This window comes from Rahnella sikkimica (genome assembly GCF_002951615.1).
In the GTDB taxonomy this organism is placed as follows: Bacteria; Pseudomonadota; Gammaproteobacteria; order Enterobacterales; family Enterobacteriaceae; genus Rahnella; species Rahnella sikkimica.
The window spans coordinates 2,785,919-2,807,074 of record NZ_CP019062.1 but is presented as its reverse complement, the minus strand read 5'-3'; the positions used below and the strand labels follow the sequence as shown (position 1 = coordinate 2,807,074).

General features: G+C 55.8%; 20 protein-coding genes. 5 read left to right on the top strand and 15 right to left on the bottom strand.

Features of this window, described 5'->3' with window-relative positions:
- Window positions 1–4: 4 nt before the first annotated feature.
- From BV494_RS13040 to BV494_RS13020, 5 genes are all read right to left on the bottom strand, one after another.
- Entirely contained in the window at window positions 5–802 is a 798-nt protein-coding gene (locus BV494_RS13040) for a fimbrial biogenesis chaperone (RefSeq protein WP_104923259.1), read from the bottom strand.
- A gap of 18 nt (window positions 803–820) precedes the next feature.
- Window positions 821–1,351, bottom strand: a complete 531-nt coding sequence (locus BV494_RS13035) for a Csu type fimbrial protein (RefSeq protein WP_104923258.1) — start codon at window positions 1,349–1,351, stop codon at window positions 821–823.
- 12 nt (window positions 1,352–1,363) lie between these two features.
- The gene (locus tag BV494_RS13030) at window positions 1,364–1,879 is read right to left on the bottom strand and encodes a Csu type fimbrial protein (RefSeq protein WP_104923257.1); all 516 of its coding nucleotides are present in this window, start codon (window positions 1,877–1,879) and stop codon (window positions 1,364–1,366) included.
- Window positions 1,880–1,941: 62 nt separating this feature from the next.
- Window positions 1,942–2,487: a Csu type fimbrial protein gene (locus tag BV494_RS13025; protein ID WP_104923256.1), complete on the bottom strand. Its 546-nt coding sequence runs from the start codon at window positions 2,485–2,487 to the stop codon at window positions 1,942–1,944.
- A gap of 423 nt (window positions 2,488–2,910) precedes the next feature.
- Complete coding sequence (locus tag BV494_RS13020; RefSeq protein WP_104923255.1) at window positions 2,911–4,446, bottom strand: MFS transporter; 1,536 nt, start codon at window positions 4,444–4,446, stop codon at window positions 2,911–2,913.
- 117 nt (window positions 4,447–4,563) lie between these two features.
- Here BV494_RS13020 and BV494_RS13015 point away from each other — a divergent pair, with 117 nt between their 5' ends.
- Window positions 4,564–5,445: a LysR substrate-binding domain-containing protein gene (locus BV494_RS13015; protein WP_104923254.1), complete on the top strand. Its 882-nt coding sequence runs from the start codon at window positions 4,564–4,566 to the stop codon at window positions 5,443–5,445.
- On the opposite strand, the gene BV494_RS13010 is transcribed toward BV494_RS13015, so the two are convergent.
- From BV494_RS13010 to BV494_RS12995, 4 genes are all read right to left on the bottom strand, one after another.
- Complete coding sequence (locus BV494_RS13010; RefSeq protein ID WP_104923253.1) at window positions 5,446–6,576, bottom strand: aminotransferase class I/II-fold pyridoxal phosphate-dependent enzyme; 1,131 nt, start codon at window positions 6,574–6,576, stop codon at window positions 5,446–5,448.
- A gap of 27 nt (window positions 6,577–6,603) precedes the next feature.
- Complete coding sequence (locus BV494_RS13005; RefSeq protein ID WP_104923252.1) at window positions 6,604–7,428, bottom strand: amino acid ABC transporter permease; 825 nt, start codon at window positions 7,426–7,428, stop codon at window positions 6,604–6,606.
- Window positions 7,428–8,246, bottom strand: a complete 819-nt coding sequence (locus tag BV494_RS13000; RefSeq protein ID WP_104923251.1) for a transporter substrate-binding domain-containing protein — start codon at window positions 8,244–8,246, stop codon at window positions 7,428–7,430. The genes BV494_RS13005 and BV494_RS13000 overlap by 1 nt, the downstream gene beginning before the upstream one ends.
- 163 nt (window positions 8,247–8,409) lie before the next feature.
- Complete coding sequence (locus BV494_RS12995) at window positions 8,410–9,069, bottom strand: DUF1345 domain-containing protein (RefSeq protein WP_104923250.1); 660 nt, start codon at window positions 9,067–9,069, stop codon at window positions 8,410–8,412.
- 171 nt (window positions 9,070–9,240) lie between these two features.
- Between BV494_RS12995 and BV494_RS12990 the strand changes: the two genes are divergently transcribed.
- Window positions 9,241–10,533: a DUF8614 domain-containing protein gene (locus BV494_RS12990; protein ID WP_104923249.1), complete on the top strand. Its 1,293-nt coding sequence runs from the start codon at window positions 9,241–9,243 to the stop codon at window positions 10,531–10,533.
- Entirely contained in the window at window positions 10,530–11,165 is a 636-nt protein-coding gene (locus BV494_RS12985; RefSeq protein ID WP_104923248.1) for a LysE family translocator, read from the top strand. Before BV494_RS12990 ends, BV494_RS12985 begins: the two co-directional genes overlap by 4 nt.
- Here BV494_RS12985 and BV494_RS12980 read toward each other — a convergent pair.
- Window positions 11,155–11,964 (bottom strand): helix-turn-helix transcriptional regulator, encoded by an 810-nt coding sequence (locus tag BV494_RS12980; RefSeq protein ID WP_104923247.1) that lies wholly within the window; start codon window positions 11,962–11,964, stop codon window positions 11,155–11,157. The two genes, BV494_RS12985 and BV494_RS12980, sit on opposite strands and share 11 nt — an antisense overlap.
- Before the next feature lie 827 nt (window positions 11,965–12,791).
- On the opposite strand from BV494_RS12980, the gene BV494_RS12975 reads away from it, so the two are divergent.
- The gene (locus BV494_RS12975) at window positions 12,792–14,153 is read left to right on the top strand and encodes an APC family permease (RefSeq protein ID WP_104923246.1); all 1,362 of its coding nucleotides are present in this window, start codon (window positions 12,792–12,794) and stop codon (window positions 14,151–14,153) included.
- 49 nt (window positions 14,154–14,202) lie between these two features.
- Here BV494_RS12975 and BV494_RS12970 read toward each other — a convergent pair whose 3' ends face one another.
- A complete protein-coding gene (locus BV494_RS12970; protein ID WP_104923245.1) occupies window positions 14,203–14,526 on the bottom strand; it encodes an AzlD domain-containing protein in 324 nt (107 codons plus the stop codon).
- Window positions 14,523–15,191: an AzlC family ABC transporter permease gene (locus BV494_RS12965; RefSeq protein WP_104923244.1), complete on the bottom strand. Its 669-nt coding sequence runs from the start codon at window positions 15,189–15,191 to the stop codon at window positions 14,523–14,525. Before BV494_RS12965 ends, BV494_RS12970 begins: the two co-directional genes overlap by 4 nt.
- Before the next feature lie 98 nt (window positions 15,192–15,289).
- Between BV494_RS12965 and BV494_RS12960 the strand changes: the two genes are divergently transcribed.
- Window positions 15,290–15,838, top strand: a complete 549-nt coding sequence (locus BV494_RS12960; RefSeq protein ID WP_104923243.1) for a helix-turn-helix domain-containing protein — start codon at window positions 15,290–15,292, stop codon at window positions 15,836–15,838.
- On the opposite strand, the gene BV494_RS12955 is transcribed toward BV494_RS12960, so the two are convergent.
- The 3 genes from BV494_RS12955 to BV494_RS12945 are packed head-to-tail and all read right to left on the bottom strand — an operon-like array spanning window position 15,839 to window position 20,968.
- Window positions 15,839–16,804 (bottom strand): acyltransferase family protein, encoded by a 966-nt coding sequence (locus BV494_RS12955; RefSeq protein WP_104923242.1) that lies wholly within the window; start codon window positions 16,802–16,804, stop codon window positions 15,839–15,841.
- Complete coding sequence (locus tag BV494_RS12950) at window positions 16,801–19,866, bottom strand: efflux RND transporter permease subunit (protein WP_104923241.1); 3,066 nt, start codon at window positions 19,864–19,866, stop codon at window positions 16,801–16,803. Before BV494_RS12950 ends, BV494_RS12955 begins: the two co-directional genes overlap by 4 nt.
- 1 nt (window position 19,867) lies before the next feature.
- Window positions 19,868–20,968: an efflux RND transporter periplasmic adaptor subunit gene (locus tag BV494_RS12945; protein WP_192938008.1), complete on the bottom strand. Its 1,101-nt coding sequence runs from the start codon at window positions 20,966–20,968 to the stop codon at window positions 19,868–19,870.
- Between the last annotated feature and the right edge of the window lie 188 nt (window positions 20,969–21,156).

Sequence of the window (21,156 nt, the reverse complement as noted above, 5' to 3'; positions counted from 1 at the left end):
GGCCTTATTCGCCGCGCGGGATCACAACAGGCTGCGTATTATCCGCAATTTGTGCATTGAGCTGACCGCCGGGGATCACGCCCGCAGGCACCGGCCAGCGCATTTCCTGGCCCGGCAACACGTAGCCCATAAACCCGCTGACCATCGTTTTAACACCCTGTTTGTTATTGCCGTTAGCGGACCAGAACACGTTGCTCAGGCGGGCATGAACGGTGCCGTTATTCCTGATTTTCAGCAGCATTTTTCCGCCTTCGTTATCCACGCTCCATTTCAGCACCGGTTTCGTGGCGGAAGCCGGATCGCGTTTGATATCGGTACGTTCGTTGGTCCACAGCCCTTCGCCATCGAGAAACAGCGGCAGCAGATAACGCATTTGTAATTGCAGGCCGACCACGGCTTTCGCCTGGCCTTGCGCCGAGGCATTCAGCGGGGAAGGAATTTCATCAATAATGATGCGGAAGGCTTTTTCCGTTTTCGGTGCCACCGGCGTATTGCGGATAAGACGGATCAACTGGCGCTGACCGGGGGCGACGGTGGCAAACGGCGGGCTGGCGACCACGGCGGTCTGGTCGGCGTAGCGCTCGCTGAAATTCTCCTGTTTCCACGCCATCACCCGCACCTGCAATGACACCGGATCCGCGCCGCGATTTTCCAGCCACAGTGCCGAACTGTTCTGGTCGGCCTCGATAATCTGATAAACCGGCCAGACCAGTACCGAACTGGCCGCGAAAACCTGCCCTGACAGGCACAGTGCAGAAAGGACAATCAGACGAAAAATACAGCGTAAAAAAGTCAATTTCATGGTTCACATCCTGATGATTCAATACGTTAAAGTCACGGTTACCGTGTCGTTGTAAGTGCCCGCTGTCGGTGACGTCGTGAATGAAAACAACCGTGCATAGACCGGATAAGTTTGTGTTGTGGCCGGAAAGCTGCTGACGGTCATCGCCTGCGAACCGGTTCCCCATACTTTGGTGCGTGCTGAATCCTGATAAAGCTGATACGCCAGCGAGGCGGTCGCGCCGCTGTTGGTCATATAACGCTGGGTCACGGAACCCCCGTTCAGGCCGTAATCCATGGATATCGCCACCGTCGCGCCGGGTGTGCACGTCACGACGACAGAACCCGCACCGGACGCACTGACCACATCCACGTTGGTCGGAACGGATGCAAAAGAGCCGAAGTTGATCGTGCCAAGGCTGGTGACTGAGGTGCTGAGGGAGCTGCCGAAGGCGCAGCCGTTGGTGATGGTGGCGTTGACGGTAAAGCTGGTGGTGGCAATGTCCGCCCGCAGGGCAGCGGAAAAGAGGAGTGACAAAGAAGCCAGCAGGATGAGGGTGCGTTCAGGCATGATATTGCCCCGCTACCAGCTGACGGTGACGTTGACGGTGTCGGTATACACGCCCGCCGCCGGTGTGGTCTGCGCCGGTACCCGCCCGTATACCGGATACCACTGATCGGCACCCGAACCGGTGGCGCTCACGCCGGTCGTGTTGTCCCAAATCGTTGTGCGCGTCGCGGTGGTAAACAGGTTATACGCCACGGTTAAGGCACTGTTGGTGGTGTTGGTCATATTGCGGGCCGTGACGTTGCCCGCCGTACCGCCGTCCATCAGGATTTTGTAGCTCAGCCCGTTGACGCAGTTCACGCGAATCGACCCCGCCAGTTGTGCGCTGGTGACGTCGATGGTGCTGGTCAGGGTGGCATAATTACCGAAATTGATTGTGCCGAATGTGGTGCTGCCAGACGCCGACGTACCCGCCGTGCAGGCAGGTAACAACGTCGCGGTGATCCCCAGCGTCGCACCATAAGAGGACGGGATCACCACCTGAAATGACAGCACGATCAAGGCTGGCAGCAGCGGTAATTTGATGTCCATGACCCTTCCTTCCATGAATAACAAATCGCACAGGGCATAACATGCCCTGACGGAATAAAGCGTTACCAGGAAAGTGTGGCGACTACCGTATCGTTATACGTTCCGGCAGCGGGGGTCGTGCTGGTCTGATCCGCCGGTAAAACCCGGCCATAGATCGGTATGTTTTGCGCCGTCGTGCCGGTTCCCAGCGTCACCGGGGAATTTATGGTGATTTCGGTGCTACGGGCGCTGTCTGAGTAGAGGCGATAATGAATACTGTTTCCGCTCGACGTCATGGCGCGGACGCCGCCGGTTGCGGCCAGTCCCCCGTTTAAGGAGAGTGTCGGGCTGAGGCCGGTGCTGCACGTGACGGTCACGGCGCTGGTGCCGTTCGCCCCAAGAAGTGTTCCGTTGATGACGCTGGTTAAATCGGCGTAGTTACCAAAGTTTAAGTTACCCCACAGGTTTGTTCCGCCAGTGACCGTGCCGTTGCCGACGGTACAGCCGGTACTGATGGTCAGTGAGACACCCAATTGCCCTGTTAAGTTACCGGCTGCCTGCGCGCCTGTGGCTAACGTCAGGGTTGCTGCGGCCAGAATTGCCAGTAATAAAGAATTTTTTTCGCCCATGATGACTCCCAATAACTGCTTACACGGATGTGTACTCATGCAACGGTGTTGCATGTGGAAATCCTCTGGTGGTCTGTAATTAACGCTAAAGACAGCCAAAAAAATCGGACAAGAAACGACGTACGGGCCGGGATTTGTGTTTTTCAGTGGCTACCGAAGATATCCCTAGCCTTAACCTCATGATGGGAAACGCCGTTATGGTTAAATATAAGTTAATAAATTTACCTTAAGGGGATATTTTTGGCATTTTTGATAATAAGGATAAAAATTCTATAAATGTTAAATTTGTGGTTTTTTATCCCATTAATGTAATAATTTCCGCATCATTTAAGAAAATGATGCGGCGTAAAGATGAAGTTTATTAACCATTTTTTGGGGATGTTCTGAACAGGCTGCGTCGCTGCATCCGGAGCCTGAAGCGGATTACGGCGACAGATCCTTCTGACACACAGCAGTGGTTTCTGCCGTTTCCTGATGATTGCCGCGCAGTGCCAGTAAAACCACCAGCGCGGAAAACAGCGTAATGCCCATCAGACACAGCAACAGCGGATGCAGCGAGGCGGCATAAAGCGCCTGAAGCTGCGCGGTGCTGGCCTGCGGAATAAGCTGTTGTGCGACCGTCAGATTGCCGGTCGCCAGCCGCTGCGCCGCCTGACCGATTTCGCCGCTGGCGAACTGCGCAGCCAGCGCGCTGTGGGTCAGTGCGGCCAGAATCGCGCCGACAATCGCCAGCGAAATCCCTTCACCGGCCACGCGCGTGGTGCTGAAAATCCCGGTCGCCATGCCTGCCCGTTCTTTGGGCACCACGCTGACCGAAAGCCCGTCCATCAGGCCCCACGGCAAACCGGTGCCGACACCAATAATCAGCATCGGCGCGATCATGCCGTTCAGATCCTGCGCCAGCACCGCGTGGCTCAGCCAGCCCAAACCGGCGGCGGCAATCACCAGCCCCGACGTACACAACACACCTGCGGATATCCAGCGTGTCAGCCACGCCGCCAGCAGCGGCACAACCAGCATCGGCACCGACAGCGCCATCATCATTAATCCGGCGCGTTCTTCACTCAGCCCTGCGACGCCGATAAACAGCATCGGTAATATCACCAGCAGCACCACAAAACAGAAACCGGTCGCCAGCGGCAGCGCCTGCACGCCGATAAAGCGCACGTAACGGAACAGCGATAAATCCAGCATCGGGTTTGTAACGCGCCGCTCAACCACGACGAAAATTCCCAGCAATATCAGGGCACCCGCCAGCATTCCCAGCACCTGGGGGCTGCGCAGGCTGGACTGCGGAATGTCCATCAGCGCCCAGGTCAGCAATGCCAGCATGGCGGTAAACGACACCGTGCCCGGCCAGTCGATACCGGCGGCCTGCGGATTTCGCGTCTCGTGCATTTTCGACGTACCGCTCAGCAGTGAAATCAGCGCGATGGCGGCGGCGGAGAAAAAGACCGAGCGCCAGCCGAAATGTGCGATCAGCAATCCGGCCAGAAACGGCCCGAACGCCAGCCCGACGCCAAAACTGCTGCCCATCAGGCTGAACGCGCGGGTTCGCGCTGCGCCGTCGAACTCCTGCGCCAGAGCCGCCGCGCCGCCCGCCAGCGCGCCTGCTGCCGCAATCCCTTGTGCACCGCGCAGTAAATCGGTCCACAGCAAACTGGTGCTGAAGCCCTGCAACAGCGAGAGCAGGGCGAACAGCGAAACGCCGCTGATGAACACTTTTTTGCGCCCGATTTCATCCGCCAGCGCACCGGCGGCCATCAGAAAACAGCCGAACGTCAGCATGAAAGAATTGGTTATCCAGCTGAGCGCCTGTGCGCTGCCGCCGAGTTCACGGGCGATGGCGGGCGTGGCGACCGCACCGCTGACGAAATTGAGCGGCAGGATCACCGCCGCCAGACAGACGGTGAACAGAACCCGGAGATTGCCGGTGTTGTGCGTGGATGAGGTATTCATTGGTTTCCCCAACGGAAAGAGTCGTGACATGGATGATAAAATGTCAGTAATCTTGCGGAAACAGGCTCGGAGTCCGATGATTAAGGACTAAAACGCTCGAATGGCGGGAAGGGTAAAGTGGAAAATCTGAATGGGTTGCTGGCGTTTGTCCGCGCGGCGCAAAGCCAGAGTTTTGCGGCGGCGGCAGAGCGCATGGGCATTTCGGCATCTGCGGTGGGGAAAAGCGTGGCGCGTCTGGAAGAAAAGCTTAACGTGCGGCTGTTTAACCGCAGCACGCGGCGCATCAGCCTGACCGACGAAGGCCAGCTTTTTTTCGAACGCTGCCAGAATATCGTCACGCAGCTGGAAGAGGCCGAGCAGGAACTGGTGCGGATTTCCGCCGTGCCGCGCGGCAAATTGCGCATTACCGCGCCGGCCATCGGTTACCGCATGTTGTTGCCGCATCTGCCGGAGTTTCGTGCCCGGTATCCCGATGTCGAGCTGGATCTGGATTTCAGCGACCGTATGGTAGATGTCATCGATGAAGGGTTTGATATCGCCATCCGCAGCGGTGAGCTGAACAGCTCGCAGATGATGTCGCGCCGTCTGGGGCCGTTCCGCTTTGCCATCGTCGGCAGCCCCGGTTATTTCGCGCAACACCCCGCGCCACAAACGCCGGACGATTTGCGCCATCACGCCTGCCTGCGTTACCGGTTTCCGGGCAACGGACAATGGCAGGAATGGGAGATGAACAGCGAGACGCCGGTGGAACTGCCGCTGGCGCTGAGCAGCAATAATCTGGAATCCATTTTACAGGCCACGGTGCAGGGGATGGGCATGGCGTATGTGCCGGAGTTTATTGTGCGCAACTCTCTGGCCTCCGGCGAACTGGTGCCGGTGCTGGAGAGTTTTCTGAAAGAGGGCGGCAAGTTTTCGGTAGTCTGGCCGAGCAGCCGCCATATGCTGCCCAAGGTAAGGGTGTTTATTGATTTTCTGACCAGCAAGAAAGTGCTGGGCTGATCACCGGCGATCCAGCCACTTGCCCATTTCCACCAGCGACTGTTCCAGATTTTCGCGACCAAAGCCAATGCGCAGAAAATCTTCTGAAACCGGCGTCAGTTCAGAAGCGTAAGTCACGGACGGAATGACCATCACCCCGGTTTCTGCCACCAGTGTGGTGGCGAACGCTTCTGCGCCTTCCGCCCCCAGATAACGGGGAAACGCCAGCACACCGGCCTTCGGCACGGAAAGCCGGAACAGATGCGGATAGCGCGCCAGAAATTCCGTCAGCGCCGCGCGCTGGCTGCGGGAACGGGCCATGACGCGCTCGAGGATCGGCGCACGGGCGTTGAGTGCCATCGTTGTCAGAAACTCGCCGGGCATGGAATTGCAGATCGACAGATACTGCTTCATACGTTCGAGTTTCAGCATCCACGCGTCATCCTGACAGGCCACCCAGCCGATGCGCAGGCCGGGCAATCCGTAAGCTTTTGAGGTCACATTCAGCGAGATCCCACGTTCGTAAATATCGGCCACCTGCGGCAGGCGATCTGCCGGATCAAACTCCGTCAGGCGGTACACTTCATCGGAGAAAATCCAGATTCCGCGCGCGCGGCATATATCCACCAGATCCGTCAGTTGCTGGCGCGAAATCAGCGCACCGGTCGGGTTATGCGGGAAGTTTATCGCCAGGACTTTGGTGTTTTCACGCAGCGCAGTCCGGACTTTTTCCACCTCCAGCGCCCAGTCGTTATTTTCATCCAGCGCCACGCCGGTGACGGAACCGCGCGAGAGCGGTACGCTTTCCAGCGACTGATAAGTGGGCGTGATGACCACCGCGTGATCGTCCGGCTCGAGCAGCATCTGAAAACTGGCATAAATCGCTTCGTCGGCCCCGGCAAAGCTGATGACCTGCTGTGGCGTGATGTGCCGGTAAGTAGACGCAATGGCTTCGAGAAGTTCAGGTGTTCCGCGCAGCGGCGGGTAATCCAGCACGGTTTGCATGAAAGGCGCACGGTGCTCTTTTCCCGCCAGTTCGAACAGCGTATCGATGCTCATCGATTCCGGATAAGAGGAGGAAAGCGGAAAGCGGGCGGCGTGCTCCAGCCGCGAGAGGTAGCTGATTAAACGAAAATCTTCTGGAAAGGACATGGCGTACCCGTTAATAAAATTTGAAAATCAGCGGCGCTGGCCCTGCGCAAAACGGCGCTCAAGACGGCTTTGCAGCAGTTCTAAAACAATCGACATAATCCAGTATATCGCGGCTGCCGTCGCCAGCATTTCCATATAACGATAGGTGCTGCGCCCGTAGGATTGCGCGAGGAAATTCAGCTCCCACAGCCCCATCAGCGAGACCAGCGACGAATCTTTCAGCATGGAAATAAACATCGATCCGGCGGGCGGAATAATAATGCGCAGCGCCTGCGGAGCCGTGACGTGAACCGCCACCGTCCAGCGCGAAACGCCCAGCGCCAGCGCGGCTTCCTGCTGACCGCGCGGCACGGAAAGCACGCCACTGCGGATGGTTTCCGCCAGATACGCGCCGTAGTTCATCGACAGCGCAATAATGCCGGAGCTGAGCGCGCCGAGCACAATCCCGAACTGCGGCAGCGCCAGATAGATAATGAGTACCTGAACCAGCAGCGGCGTACCGCGAAACAGCGAGGCGTAAAACGTCGCGCAGCCAAAGGCCAGCGCGTTTTCGGACATCCGCCCGAGCGCGGTAATCAGGCCAATCAGCAGACAGAAAAACATCGAGCAGGCGGTGATCATAATGGTCAGCGCCGCGCCCTGAATAAAGCCGTCCGGCGACAGACGCAGCCCGAGCAGGAAGGGCAATTTCTGGCTGATCAGGCTCCAGTCCAGCCCCATTTTGCTGAAGGTGCCGAGCAGCAGGCTGAGGAGTATCAGCCACGTCAGCCCGGTTTTGAATTTAAACGCGTGCGCGCGGTGCAAGCGTTCCGGCGTTTCCACCTTCGGCTGGCTGTCCGGGATTTGTGGCATCACGGTACCTCGTGCGTAATATCTTCACCCAGCCAGTGCTGGGAAATTTTCGCCAGCGTGCCGTCGTCGCGCAGCGATTTGATGGTGTCTGCGACTTTTTTATCCCACTCAGCGTCGCCTTTGTCCGTCGCCACCCAGTTCGGTTCGGCGTACAGCTCGGTGACAATTTTGAACACCGGCGCTCGTTTGATGCGGGCATTGGCGGTGGCTAAATCAGACACCACGCCGTCCAGACGCACGCCCGGCCCTAACGCCAGATTCTGGAACGCGACTTCTTCGTCACTCGGGATCACCTGCACGTTATCAAACGGGAAGTTCAGCGGTTTTGCGCCCGGGATCACCAGCGCTTTTTGCAGGTACGTTTCATAGGTCGAACCGATGCCCACGCCGATTTTCTTATTGCTCAGATCCGCGGCGGATTTGATGCGGTCGTCTTTCTTATTCACCACCAGCACCGCCGGAGAATTGTAGTACGGCGTCGGGAAATCCAGCACTTTGGCGCGTTCTGTGTTTGGCGTCATCGAGCAAATACAGGTATCCCAGCGACCCTGCCATTTCCCGCCGACAATCGTTTCCCAGCCCGGCGCAATAATTTCCAGCTTCACGCCCATGCGTTGTGCCACGGCTTTGGCGACATCCACGTCAAAACCCGCCAGCTGATTATTGTCATCAATAAAGCCGAAAGGCGGGTAGTCATTGACGATGGCATTGCGCAAAACGCCGGTTTTGGTCACGCGATCCAGCGTCGACCCGGCAAAAGTGGTGGCGGAAAACAGCGTGGAAGCCAGCAGTGTCAGGGCAACAAACGAAGTGCGCATAAGCAAAGTTTCCTTAAACGTAACCAAATTGGGAGAATATTGTGAAAACCTACACTAAGTTTTAGACGTATAGAAGTCCAAAGTGCGCCTTTTCAGACTTACAGTGAACTCTGCCGAAAATCCCCCGAAATACAGCGTATTACTTCAATCGCTAAGTGAAGAATTAGCTGAGCAATCCCGCGCCGACGTTAATGGAAAACCCGAGGATCGCCAGATTGAAGACGAACGAAATCACCGACTGCAACAGCGCAATCTGCCGCATATCGGTGGTGCCGGTCGCCACGTCAGCGGTCTGTGACGCCACGGCAATGGTGAAAGAGAAATAGAGAAAATCCCAGTAACCGGGTTCGTCGGGCTTTTCAGGGAAAATCATCGGCGTGCAGTCTTTGCTGCGCCGCAGATAGTGATGATGCGCGTAGTGCATGGCGAACGACGTGGGCAGCAGCGCCCAGGAAGCAATCAGCGTGGTGGCGGTCAGCAGAATGTGCAAAGCCCGCGCGGTGCCGGTGAGATCTTTTAGTGACCCCAGTTCCATCAGGATCGCCAGAATACTCACCAGACAGGTCAGCGTTACCAGCGTCAGCACGATGCTGGCGCTTTCATCCTGCGTTTTGGCGATGTGCGGAATGTCTTTCGGCTCGGTGCGTAACATCCGAAACCACAGGAAAAACAGATACAGCCACGCCAGCACGTTCCAGCCAATCATCAGGCGCTGCAAAACCCCCAGATGAGCGGGAAGGGCGAAAAAACAAACCAGCCCGGCAACGATGGAAATCACCAGCCGGGTACGGGCGTGCAGGTAATGACGAAGGGAAAGACTCATGGTGTGAGGCGCTTAGCAAAAAAGGAATAGGTACGTTAAGGGTAGACCCAGATGACGGGCTTGTAATGGCGGCGATTTTCACTTCCTGGCGTCTGCGCAATTTCTTCCAATACCCGGTTTCGCGGGAGTGATTAAGTAGGTTCTTTCCATTGCGCTTAAAGGTTTGAAATCATGTTTACTACGTCATTTTGGCCAGCCGCGGCGGCATACCAGGTTTCAATGATGGATCTGGATACCCCGGAAAATCTAAATCCTAAAGCTCTGCAAACCATTCACTACTGCCTGCGTCTTACGGAGGCCATTAATCAGCTGGAAGCCGCCTGCGAAAGCCGTTTGCTGGATGCGCTGCGTGAGGAAATGTCGATCCAGTGTTTCCGTCTCGCGCCGATGTTTGATGACCCGGATACCCGTCGCGGGCTGTTTTTGCGCGCGGAAGTGCTGGCGGACGACAGTTGCGGGAAAGCCGTGCTGCCGCAAATCGCCGGGCTGAATGAACAGCAACTGGTGCTGGGTATCGGCAATACGTCGACGTGGGTGGGGAAATCCAAACAAAGTTTTTATTCGTCGTGGTTTGGCGAACCCGCGCCGATGTTGCAGGAAATCTCCGACGTGATGGACAGCCTCTTTCCGGAAAGTTTGCTGTATCTGCAAAAGGAAATTGCCGGGGATTTGCTGGCGATGCCGGGCTGCGCGTACAAAATTATCAACCTGTTTGGCATTGCCGGTGAAGCGAATACCTATCCGAAACATTTCGCCTATTTCTTCCCGGAAGATGAAGGGCTGAAGTATTCGCCGGTCAAGCGCACCGTGGTTTTCGCCAACACTTACCTGCAACTGTTCGAACTGTTTTCCCGCACTGAAGCGGCAAAAATGGGCTGGCCGGAAGACCGGCTGCCGGACAGCCGCGTGTGCCAGCGTTATCTGATTGCCTGGTTCCGCGGGCACGACCTCGGGCATTCGCTGGTGCGTAACGAAAACGTCTTCCCGAAACTCAGCAAGATTGATCGCTGGGGATCGATGATGGTGCAGGAAGCGCTGGCCGACCAGTTTGGCCTGCTGATGTGTCTCACGCCGCAGGTGGCTGACGGTCTGCAACTGGATCGCACCGTGCTGGCGCGGATCTACTTCCTCGAAATGCTGCGCTATCTGCGCCGTGGCCCGTCGAGCTATCCGGACGCCGGTGCGGCCTGGATCCAGTTTAACTACCTGCGCGAACACGGCTGCGTTGAGCTGTCCGCGGATTCCATCGAGTTCCACCCGGAACTTTTCTTTACCCAGATGGCGGATCTGACCCGGCTGATGAGCGAAGAGTTGCTGGGCGGCGACGCGGAACGGGCGAAAAATTTCATGCTGGATCGCTGCCCGCATACCAATCCTGAGGATGTCGATGTGCTGATGGCGCGTCTGGGCACCACCAATGACATGATTGAATACAACCAGTTAATTAAGAGAGTTCCGTTATGATGCCGTTTTCAAATGGATTTTTGCTCAGCCTGTCGCTGTGTCTGGACATCGGGATTGCGAATATCGCCATGATTACGCTGGCGATGCAACGCGGCTATTTTCACGGATTCTGGCTGGGTATTGGCACCTGCATCGGCGACCTGATTTACGCCGTGCTGGCGCTGGCAGGGATGACGCTGTTGCTGCAATACCAGAGCGTACGCTGGGTGCTGTGGGTCGGCGGCTCGCTGATGCTGATGTGGTTTACCTACAAAATGATCCGCGCGGCGCTGGCGCCTGCGGGCGATCTGAACTCCGGCGACAACGGGCAGCCGCGCTCGGTGATGCGCAATTTTGGCCGGGGCGTGTTGCTGGCGATGTCCTCGCCGACGGCGATTTTGTGGTTCGCTGCCGTCGGCGGGGCGTTGATTTCGCGCATGGGACAGGGCGGCACGGCGGAAGCGTCCTGGTTCCTGACCGGCTTTTTCATCGCCGGTGTGTTCTGGACGATTGTGCTGTGCTGCGTCGGCAGCTGGGGCGGGAAAATGCTCGGCACCAAAATGCTGAAATACTCTTACGTGGCGTCAGCGGCGATATTCTCATATTTCGCGCTGTACGTGGTGATCACCGGTTACCGCGAATTTATCGTATAGCCGCGTGGCCGTGCGAGGCGTTCAGCGACAGCGAATAAAGATGGGGCGTGATCCCCATCATTTTGCGGAACGTATTGATGAAGTGGCTTTGATCGTAAAAGCCCAGGCGGATGGCCACATCCAGCGCGTTATTGTTTTTGCGCAGCTGGTTGCGGGCCTCAAGCAGCCGCAATTGCATATGATATTGCAGCGGCGGCATGCCGATGTGCTGACGGAAAAGCCGGACAAAATGGAATTTACTCAGCCCGCTGATTTGCGCCAGCGTATCGAGATGTATTTTTCGCGTCAGATGGTCGCGCATAAAATCCAGCGCCAGCGTGATCGGGCGCAGCGACTGTTCCTGTTCTTTTGCCGGTTCTTCCAGTAACGCGCCCAGCAGCCACAGCAAATTCTGCTCCTGATCTTCATCATTGAGCGTGCGTTTGTAATGACGAAGTGCGGAAAACAGCGCAGGATTATTCAGAACGCCTTCGGTCAGCACCGGCGCATGGTGGTCTGAACGCAGATTATGATCGACCGACACCTGGCGCAACAACGCTTGCGGAATATGCACGCTGAGGAACTCGACCTTTTCATCGCCGAACAGCGATGACTGAACCGTGGACGGGTTATAAATCGTGATATCGCCAGCGCGCACCAGTTCGGTTTTGCCGTGCAGCCAGATTTCTTCCGTACCGGTCAGATTGGCGCTGATCACGTATTCATCGTGCGTATGACGTGGAAATGAGGAATTACTCGCGGTCAGATGCGAGCATTCAATATCGTTAGCCATCGTCCATTCAGAAATAGAAAGAGACACATCACACCCCGTCACTTCGTTGCTGTAGCCAAAAATATGACAATAAAAACGTTTTTGTTATGTGAAATTTATAGCACACACCTCTGAACCCGGCAGGCGACGGCTTACGCCAGAAGGCGAACCGGTTCTGTATCCGGCATGACGCCATTTTCGCAATCCCGATGGATACACCAATCTGCGCGTTGCCGTTATCGGGCTCAAACGGGCGTTGTGCTTCTTCAGATTTCGGAGTTGCTGCTTAAGTGAGAAATAAGATATTTCTTATTTTATGAGCAAATAATTCTCATTCTTGTCACAGACCGGGATTTTGTAAACATCAGGCGTGAAAAAGATGTCAGGGGAGGGCATTTTAGGAATTTGCCCATAAGTGCAATCGGGGCGCGGGATGAGTCAGCAAAGCTGAAAATGTTAAATCAGAGGCGCATTCGTTATTTTTAAACAGGGCTTGTCGATATATCTCCGGATGCAATAACGGCGTGTTTAATTATTTTCACATTATAAAAACATTTCATTCCCCCTCCGCAAAAGCGCTTTGACAATACGTGCCGGTTTTTGCTGGTTATTTTAATTATTACCTGTCTTTATCCTGAGCTGGCTTGTCAATTCGATAGGGAATAAGGCAAAATATGCGGCCCGCAAAACGGGGCGTGTCACACGTTCTACATTATCGAAATCATTCTTCGTACAAGAAAACATTCAAAAACCAGAGGCCGGGCTTAGTACCGGATAGATATTTACTTTCAGAAATCGACAGTCTTGTCGCAAGGAAACATAAATGGTGCACCACTCTTTTTATGTGACGTCATCCGTCATGGGAAATTCACATCATGTCGGATAACATCGCAACAGGTACCCCTTCCCGCGTGGAACTGCGTAAAAGCCTTACGCTGATTCCGGTTGTCATGATAGGCCTGGCCTATATGCAACCCATGACCCTGTTCGATACCTTCGGTATTGTCTCCGGCCTGACCGACGGCCATGTGCCGACGGCCTATGCCTTCGCGCTTATCGCCGTGTTATTTACCGCACTGAGCTACGGCAAACTGGTGCGCCGCTATCCTTCGGCGGGCTCCGCTTATACTTACGCGCAAAAAGCGATTCATCCGGTGGTCGGCTTTATGGTGGGCTGGTCATCGCTGCTCGATTATCTTTTCGCGCCGATGATTAATATCCTGCTGGCAAAAATCTATTTCGAGGCGCTGGTGCCTTCCGTGCCGTCGTGGATATTTGTCATCGTGCTGGTCGGCTTTATGACGCTGTCGAATTTACGCAGCATCAAAACCGTCGCCAATATTAATACGCTGGTCGTCGTCTTACAGATTGTGCTGATTGTTGTGATTACCGGCATGGTGATTTACGGCGTTAACCACGGCACCGGTTACGGTACGCTGGCCAGTTCGAAACCGTTCTGGGGCGAAAATACCCATACGGTGCCATTGATTACCGGCGCAACCATTCTGTGCTTCTCGTTCACCGGCTTTGACGGCATCAGTAATTTGTCGGAAGAAACTAAAGACGCCGAACGTGTGATCCCGCGGGCGATTTTCCTGACGGCGTTAATTGGCGGTGCCATCTTCATCAGCGCAACCTATTTCCTGCAACTGTATTTCCCGGACATCTCCAGCTTCAAAAACCCGGACGCTTCACAGCCTGAAATCATGTTGCAGGTCGCCGGACGCGCCTTCCAGTTCGGTGCGCTGATTTTCTCCAGTATTACCGTGCTGGCTTCCGGCATGGCGGCACACGCGGGCGTTTCGCGCCTGATGTACGTCATGGGCCGCGACGGCGTATTCCCGAAACGTTTCTTCGGCTACATTCACCCGAAATGGCGCACACCGTCTTTCAACGTGTTGCTGGTCGGCGCAATTGCCCTGATGGCGATTAACTTCGATCTGGTGACCGCCACGGCGCTGATTAACTTCGGTGCGCTGGTGGCGTTTACCTTCGTGAACCTGTCTGTGATTTCGCAGTTCTGGATCCGCGAGAAGCGCAACAAAACCTTTATGGATCACTTCCAGTATCTGTTTTTACCGATGTGCGGCGCGCTGACGGTCGGGGCGTTGTGGGTGAATCTGGAAGAAGGCTCGATGGTGCTGGGGCTGATCTGGGGCGCAGTCGGCTTCATCTATCTGGCCTGTGTCACCAAAAGCTTCCGCAACCCGGTGCCGCAGCACGAAGACGTGGCGTAACGCGCGTTTGATGAGTGATGGCTCCTGCGGGAGCCATTTTTGTTTCTGCTCAGGAAATTCCCGTCCAGCGCATCAGTGCCGTCACGACGGCCGCCACGATAATAATGATAATCAGCGGTGCCTTTCTCCACGCTAAAAACAGCGCCACACCGACGCCCGCGACCCGCGCAAATCCGCCAAAATGCTGACCTTCAAACAACGCAGACGTGGCCGCCACGGCAAGCAATAAAATCGTGGCTGAATCCGACAACATCGTCTGCGTTGCCGGTGAGAGATTCAGGCGTGAACCCAGCCGGTAACCTGCCACGCGCATCGCGAAAGTCCCTGCCGCCAGAACGAGGATCCCGGCAATCCATAGTGTGTGTTGTGTCATTTTTTATTTCTCCAGGCCAGTAATCCCAGCAGTGAAAACAGCACCGGCATTCCGGCGGGCACAAAAGGCACGGCGGCGACCGAAATCAGTGCGCCGGACGCCGCCGGGATCAGCGTTCTGCGCTTTCTCAGCGCCGGGAAAATCAGCGCCAGCAAAATGGCCGGGAACACGGCATCCAGCCCGATAGCTTTGATATCCGGAATAAACTGCCCGATGTACGCCCCGGCAATCACGCTGACCGGCCAGAACAACGCAATGCCCGCGCCGCACAGCCAGTAGGCTTTTTTGCGTTTTTCATGGGTGGACTGCGAGATGCCGAACACCACGCTTTCATCGTTCATGATGTGGCACCCGAGCCAGCTCAGCGATTTACTGCCCACCAGATCTTTCACCGCAATACCGAACGGCAAATGGCGGGCATTCACCAGTAAACCGGCGGCGGCTGCGGCAAACGGGCTTCCGCCGCCACCGACGATGGCGATAAACAAAAATTCAGACGCACCGGCGAGTACCAGCAAAGAAAGCATCAGCGGCACCCACAGCGGAAAGCCTCCGGCGACCGCCAGTGAACCGTAAGAAATTCCCACCAGACCATCGGCGAGGCAGACCAGAAAGATGGCTTTCACCACATCCTTTCCCAGCGGTGAAAAGAAACGTGCTTGCATAATTCAATCCCATAACGAACGAGTATCCATTATAATGAACACTTCTGAATCGTTCTTCAAGTCGAACGATCGTTCGTTATACTGATCGGAGTGCCGTAATGTCTCAACCTATCAGCGTTATTTCTAAAGGCCTGGTGCGGGAACGTCAGCGGGCAGGTTTGTCGCTGGCGGAAGTCGCCCGCCGCGCCGGTGTGGCTAAATCGACGCTTTCTCAACTCGAAGCCGGTAACGGCAATCCGAGTCTGGAAACACTGTGGGCGCTGTGTGTGGCGCTGAATATTCCCTTCGCGCGGCTGATGGAGCCGGAAGTGAATAAAATGCAGGTGATCCGGCGTGGCGAAGGCCCGTCGGTGGTGGCGGAACTGGCGGATTACAAAGCGGTGCTTCTGGCGACCTGTCCGCCGGGCGCACGACGCGATGTGTATCTGCTGACCACGCAGCCGGGCAGCGACCGTGTTTCCAGCCCGCATCCGCAGGGTTCGGTGGAACACATCATCATCACGCAGGGGCGTGCTCTGGTCGGGCTGGTGGATTCACCGGTGGAACTCAACGCCGGTGACTACATTTCGTATCCCGCCGACGTTGAGCATATTTTCAGGGCGCTGGAACCGGATACGATGGCCGTGCTGGTGTCGGAGCAAAACTAATCAAAACGTAATCAGCTTTTTCGTCAGATTGCTTTTGAGCAGCAGCATGGACGACAGCACCGAGAGCAGGAACGTCATCAGGATGACCAGCAGTTTGGCGGTCAGGGAATGGATTGGGATCCACTCGATAAGCAGGTTAAAGAAGGTGTAGTGGAGGATATAAACGCCGGTCATGGTTTTACCGAGCGAGCTGACCATTTCACTGACCGGCAACCGGATGGCTTCCGGTTTAACGCCGTTCGCCGCGATGATAATCAACAACACCAGAATATAGACCTGCGATCCGGTCAGAATAAAGCTGTTGCGCTCAACGTTGAACAGGGAGAAGAAAAAGCGCTTCTCATAAAACCACGTAAAAGTATAAACAAACGGAATCGCGATGGCGGCGTATTTAGCGATGCGCGGGCGGCTGTAGAGTGAGGAAACCACCGGATCATAAAGTAGCTGGCCGGTGAGATAATAAAGCACCCACGTCCAGATACGGAACTGCGCGGGCGCGGAGAAAATTTTACTTTCAGTGAAGTAGATCGCCAGCAGGTCATAAGCGAACGAGAAAACCAGCAGGGCGACCACCAGCGAAGCCAGAATCACCCGGCGTTTCGCCAGCCATTCCACCACCGGGTGGAAGGTATAAATAATCACCAGCGAAAAAATAAACCACGGCTGGATGAGATAGCCTTTCTGATACGGCCCCCACAGGTAATAAATCGAGAACCAGAAGATAAAAATCGTCAGGATCCCGCGTATCTTTTTCATCTGCCATTCCGGCGTGTGCTGGGAATCGGCGTCCATATACCCGGTCACGACAAAAAACAGCGGTGTGGCAATGGTGGAAATAAAGGTCAGGAAAGCCAGAATCGCGTCGTAGTTATAATTGTAATTATCGTACGTGTTATAGACGGTAAAAAAGGTCACGGCGGTCAGGCAGCCGAGCGTTTTAATAATATTCAGTCCCGTTGTATTCATTGTTTAATGCGTTGTCCTTCACGATGGAAACAGTTGTAAATCACCGGCAGAACCAGAAGCGTCAGCACGGTAGCAAAGCCCAGCCCGAACATAATAACAACGGCCATGCTTTGGAAAAATACATCAAGTAACAACGGCGCGAGCCCGAGCACGGTGGTAAAGGCCGTCAGCAGGATAGGGCGCAGGCGTGACGTGGCCGCGTAGATAATCGCTTCCGTCTGATTTTTCTCTTTTTTCTGCTGGCCGATTTCTTCAACCAGCACGATACCGTTGCGGATTAACATACCGCTCAGGCTGAGCAGGCCGATCAGCGCCATAAAGCCGAACGGAATGCCGGTCAGCAGGAAACCAAACGTCACGCCAATCAGCGCCAGCGGCACGGTCAGCCAGATGGCAATCGCATTTTTCACCGAACTGAACATCAGCACCGTGATGATAAACATCATCAGGAAACCAATCGGCAGCGTGGTAAACAGCCCTTCCTGCGCCTCGGCGGAATTCTCCGCATCGCCGCCCCATTCAATACTGTAGCCGTGCGGCAAGGTCAGCGCCTCGACCTGCGGTTTGATCCGCGCCAGCATGTCGCCGGAGGTTTCACCGGTGGCCGCATCAGGGTCGGTCTGTACGGTGAGCATACGGATACGGTCGCGGCGCATGATCAGCGGATCTTCCCATTCCACCTTGAAATCACTGACCACGTTGCTCAGCGGAATAAATTGCTGGCGCGTCTGGCTCCAGACCATGATGTTCGCCATGTGATCGACATCCAGCCTTTCTGCCGCAGGCGGGCGCAACACGATAGGCATCAGCGTGGAGCCATCGCGGTAAATCCCGACCGTGCTGCCGCTGAAATTCATCTGTAATGCGCTGTCGACTTCGCCTTTATCCACGCCCAGTTCACGGCCCAGATACGGGGAAAATACCGGCCTGACCATTTTGCTGCGATCCTGCCAGTCGTTGCGCACGCCGTCGGCCGCGCCGTCATCGAGGATGATTTTATCCACCCGGCTGGCGATGCTGCGCAGCGTGTCCGGGTCAGAACCTTTAATGCGCACTTCAATGGCGCTGTCGCCGGAAGGCCCGAACATAATGCGTTTGAGCCGCGCATTCACCTCGGGGTAATTTTTCTGGATATCCTGCTCGGTGTGTCGAACCAGACCGGCGATTTTCCGCTGGTCGTCCATCCGCACCATAATCTGTGCGTAGTTGGAATACTGGCGCTGGCCGTTGTAGGTCAGAATAAAGCGCATCCCGCCCTGACCGACGGTGGTGACGGTGTTTTCAACGCCGTCCTGCTTACTGATATTTTGTTCGATTTCCTTTGCAACGCGGGCGGTGTAGTTGATATCGGTGCCGTAAGGCAGCCAGAGATCGACGAAGAAAATCGGCGTATTGGAGGACGGGAAAAAGTTCTGCCGCACGAAGCCAAATCCCCAGACGGACGCCGTGAGCAGCGCCGCGAGGATCACCAGCGTAACGGTCTGGCGCACCAGCAGCGCCGACAGCAAACGCCGGTAAACGCGGAAAATCCAGCCGCCGTAAGGGTCGGCCTGTTCATCCGGTTTTTTCTCCGGCACCGGCATATTGGCAAACGCCCATTTGACCAGTACCGGCGTGAGCGTCAGCGCCGTGACCCAGCTGAGCATCAGCGAAATCAGCAACACCTGGAACAGCGATTTACAGTATTCGCCGGTCGAATCCTGCGACAGCCCGATAGGCGCGAACGCCAGAATGGCAATGACCGTCGCGCCCAGCAACGGCAGGGCGGAGCGTTTGATAATGTGCGAAATCGCACTCATCAGCGGATTGCCCTGCTGGCGGGAAATCAGCACGCCTTCCACCACCACAATCGCGTTATCCACCAGCATACTCAGTGCGATGATCAGCGCACCCAGCGAAATACGCTGAAGCTCGATGCCAAATAAATACATGATCAGCAACGTGCCGAGCACGTTCAGCGCCAGCGACACGGCAATAATAATCCCGCTGCGCAAGCCCATGAAAATCAGCAAGACGCCGACCACAATCGCCAGCGCCATCAGGAAGTTAATGATAAAACCGTCAACGGATTTTTTGACTTCGGCAGCCTGATCGTAGAAGACTTTCAGCTCGATCCCCGCCGGTTTGTCGGCGCTGAGCTGGTGCATTCTGGCTTCGATGGCGTGGCCGATATTCATGACATTCACGCCGGGAATGTAAGAGACACCGAGGGTCAGCGCATTGCGGCCATTCGCGTGGTAAATATTGCCGGGATGATCCGCGACGCCCTGCGAAACGGTGGCGATGTCGCGCAGATAAATGCTGTGCGTGGAACCGGCCGGACTGATGAGCACATTATTAAGCTCATCGATATTCTGAAAACCGCCGGTCGGATGCAGACGGATGGATTCACTGCCGACCGTCATGCTGCCCGCATCGGAAACCAGATTTTGCCGGTTGAGCACATCGGCCAGACGCGCCAGCGTGACGCCGTAAGCCGCCATTTTCGCCCGCGAAATCTCGATGTAAACCTGCTCAGGAATGACGCCGCCAATCGCGACTTTGCCCACGCCGGGCACCAGAACCAGTTGCCTGCGAAGCTGTTCGGCATACGCGCGCAGTTCGGGGTTGGTAAAGCTGTCACCATAGATAGAGAAAAAGTACCCGTACACATCGCCGAAATCGTCGTTAACAAACGGCGGACTGACGCCGGGCGGGAATTGCAGCGTCGCGTCATTCACCCGGCGGCGCAGTTCATCCCAGATTTGCGGCAGTTCGGAAGAGTGATAGCGGGCATCGATATTCACGGTGATTTGCGATAAACCGACGGCGGAAATCGACGTAATGTTATCGACGTAAGGCAGGCGCTGAAGGGCATTTTCCAGCGGCAGCGTGACTTCTTCTTCGACCTGTTGCGAGGATGCGCCCGGATACTGAACGGACACCACCGCCGTTTTGATGGTAAACGCTGGATCTTCCAGCCGCCCGATGTTGAACAATGCGATTAAGCCGCCCACGCCGAGCAGCAGGATCACCAGCCAGACGCGCGTCGGGTTACTGATAAAACTCTCATTGATCCCCATATTACAGACCCCGTTCCCGTGTCCAGATACGAACCGGCTGCTGCGCCTGTAATTCACCGACACCGGCGGCGACAACGCGGTCGCCCTGTTTTAATCCGGCGGTGATTTCGATGCCCTGCGAGGTCAGCTTGCCGACGGTGACTTTGCGGTCTTCGACGTGCAGGTTGTCGCCTTCTCCGGCAATCAGCCAGACGTGCGGGTCGTTGCGCTGTGTGCTGTCCGGGTTAAACACGGCTTCGACCGGGATGACCAGCGTGGAGTCCGGCGTCGCCGTGGCGAGATTGGCCGGGTTTACCGTGACGGTGCCGCTCAGTCCGGCCACCGCCGGGAAGTTTTCCGGGCGCGGCATGGTCAGCGTCACCTGCCAGGTCAGCGTATTGGCTTCGCTGCTGGCGGTGTGTTCTTTATAGGTCGCGGTGAATTCGCGGTCGGGAAGCGTATTGATCCGCACTTGCGGGCGGTAATCGGCATTGCGGATATCAAGGCTGGTGAAGAGGTTTTCCGGCACGCTGAAAATAACGTCCAGCACATCGGAACGGCTGAGCGTCGCCACCGGCTGACCGGCCGCTATCACCTGATGATTCCGCACATTCAGCCGGGCAATGACTCCACTGAACGGGGCCACCAGATTGAGATCATTGAGTTCTTCCTGCGCGATTTTCAGCGCGGCTGCTGCGGAGTCCCGGCTGGCTTTATGGACTTCGAGTTCGGCCTGAGAAACAACATGGCGGCGGGCGAGGGTCTGATAACGTTCGAACTGGCGCTGGGCGAGCGTGGCGGCGCTGCGGCGGTCGTTGAATCGCTGACGGGCGTCATTGTTAGTGAGGCGGGCGATAACCTGGCCCTGTTTTACGGCTTCTCCTTCGCGCACGTCGAGCGTTTGTAACTGGCCTGCGCGCTTAAAGGCGATTTCGGTGTTATCACCGGCAAGAATACGCGCCGGGAAAACGCGAGTACTTAACGGGCTGGCGGCTTCAGCCGTGGCAATTTTGACCTGACGCGGCGGTGCGGGAGCGTCCACTGTTTTCTGGTCGCAGGCGCTTAACAGTAAAGCGACGGCCAGAGCGAGAGAAAAACGGATCTTCAAAATACTTCCCCTCATAAAACGACACGCGAAATGATAAATTCCGGCTGAATATATAAGGGCACTTAAGAAACTGGCGCATCCCTATTCTGCCTTAGACGTATTTTCACTGGGACTATAAGTGACTTATTGTTTTTCTTTGTTTAATTGTTTTTTCAGGTGGTCAGTTAACACTATTTAACACGGTATATTATAGTTTATACAGC

What these genes read in the sequence shown, in the direction of transcription:
- BV494_RS13040 (WP_104923259.1), bottom strand. Translation starts at nt 802, where the DNA reads ATGAAATTGACTTTTTTACGCTGTATTTTTCGTCTGATTGTCCTTTCT.
- BV494_RS13035 (WP_104923258.1), bottom strand. Translation starts at nt 1,351, where the DNA reads ATGCCTGAACGCACCCTCATCCTGCTGGCTTCTTTGTCACTCCTCTTT.
- BV494_RS13030 (WP_104923257.1), bottom strand. Translation starts at nt 1,879, where the DNA reads ATGGACATCAAATTACCGCTGCTGCCAGCCTTGATCGTGCTGTCATTT.
- BV494_RS13025 (WP_104923256.1), bottom strand. Translation starts at nt 2,487, where the DNA reads ATGGGCGAAAAAAATTCTTTATTACTGGCAATTCTGGCCGCAGCAACC.
- BV494_RS13020 (WP_104923255.1), bottom strand. Translation starts at nt 4,446, where the DNA reads ATGAATACCTCATCCACGCACAACACCGGCAATCTCCGGGTTCTGTTC.
- BV494_RS13010 (WP_104923253.1), bottom strand. Translation starts at nt 6,576, where the DNA reads ATGTCCTTTCCAGAAGATTTTCGTTTAATCAGCTACCTCTCGCGGCTG.
- BV494_RS13005 (WP_104923252.1), bottom strand. Translation starts at nt 7,428, where the DNA reads ATGCCACAAATCCCGGACAGCCAGCCGAAGGTGGAAACGCCGGAACGC.
- BV494_RS13000 (WP_104923251.1), bottom strand. Translation starts at nt 8,246, where the DNA reads ATGCGCACTTCGTTTGTTGCCCTGACACTGCTGGCTTCCACGCTGTTT.
- BV494_RS12995 (WP_104923250.1), bottom strand. Translation starts at nt 9,069, where the DNA reads ATGAGTCTTTCCCTTCGTCATTACCTGCACGCCCGTACCCGGCTGGTG.
- BV494_RS12990 (WP_104923249.1), top strand. Translation starts at nt 9,241, where the DNA reads ATGTTTACTACGTCATTTTGGCCAGCCGCGGCGGCATACCAGGTTTCA.
- BV494_RS12985 (WP_104923248.1), top strand. Translation starts at nt 10,530, where the DNA reads ATGATGCCGTTTTCAAATGGATTTTTGCTCAGCCTGTCGCTGTGTCTG.
- BV494_RS12975 (WP_104923246.1), top strand. Translation starts at nt 12,792, where the DNA reads ATGTCGGATAACATCGCAACAGGTACCCCTTCCCGCGTGGAACTGCGT.
- BV494_RS12970 (WP_104923245.1), bottom strand. Translation starts at nt 14,526, where the DNA reads ATGACACAACACACACTATGGATTGCCGGGATCCTCGTTCTGGCGGCA.
- BV494_RS12965 (WP_104923244.1), bottom strand. Translation starts at nt 15,191, where the DNA reads ATGCAAGCACGTTTCTTTTCACCGCTGGGAAAGGATGTGGTGAAAGCC.
- BV494_RS12960 (WP_104923243.1), top strand. Translation starts at nt 15,290, where the DNA reads ATGTCTCAACCTATCAGCGTTATTTCTAAAGGCCTGGTGCGGGAACGT.
- BV494_RS12955 (WP_104923242.1), bottom strand. Translation starts at nt 16,804, where the DNA reads ATGAATACAACGGGACTGAATATTATTAAAACGCTCGGCTGCCTGACC.
- BV494_RS12950 (WP_104923241.1), bottom strand. Translation starts at nt 19,866, where the DNA reads ATGGGGATCAATGAGAGTTTTATCAGTAACCCGACGCGCGTCTGGCTG.
- BV494_RS12945 (WP_192938008.1), bottom strand. Translation starts at nt 20,968, where the DNA reads ATGAGGGGAAGTATTTTGAAGATCCGTTTTTCTCTCGCTCTGGCCGTC.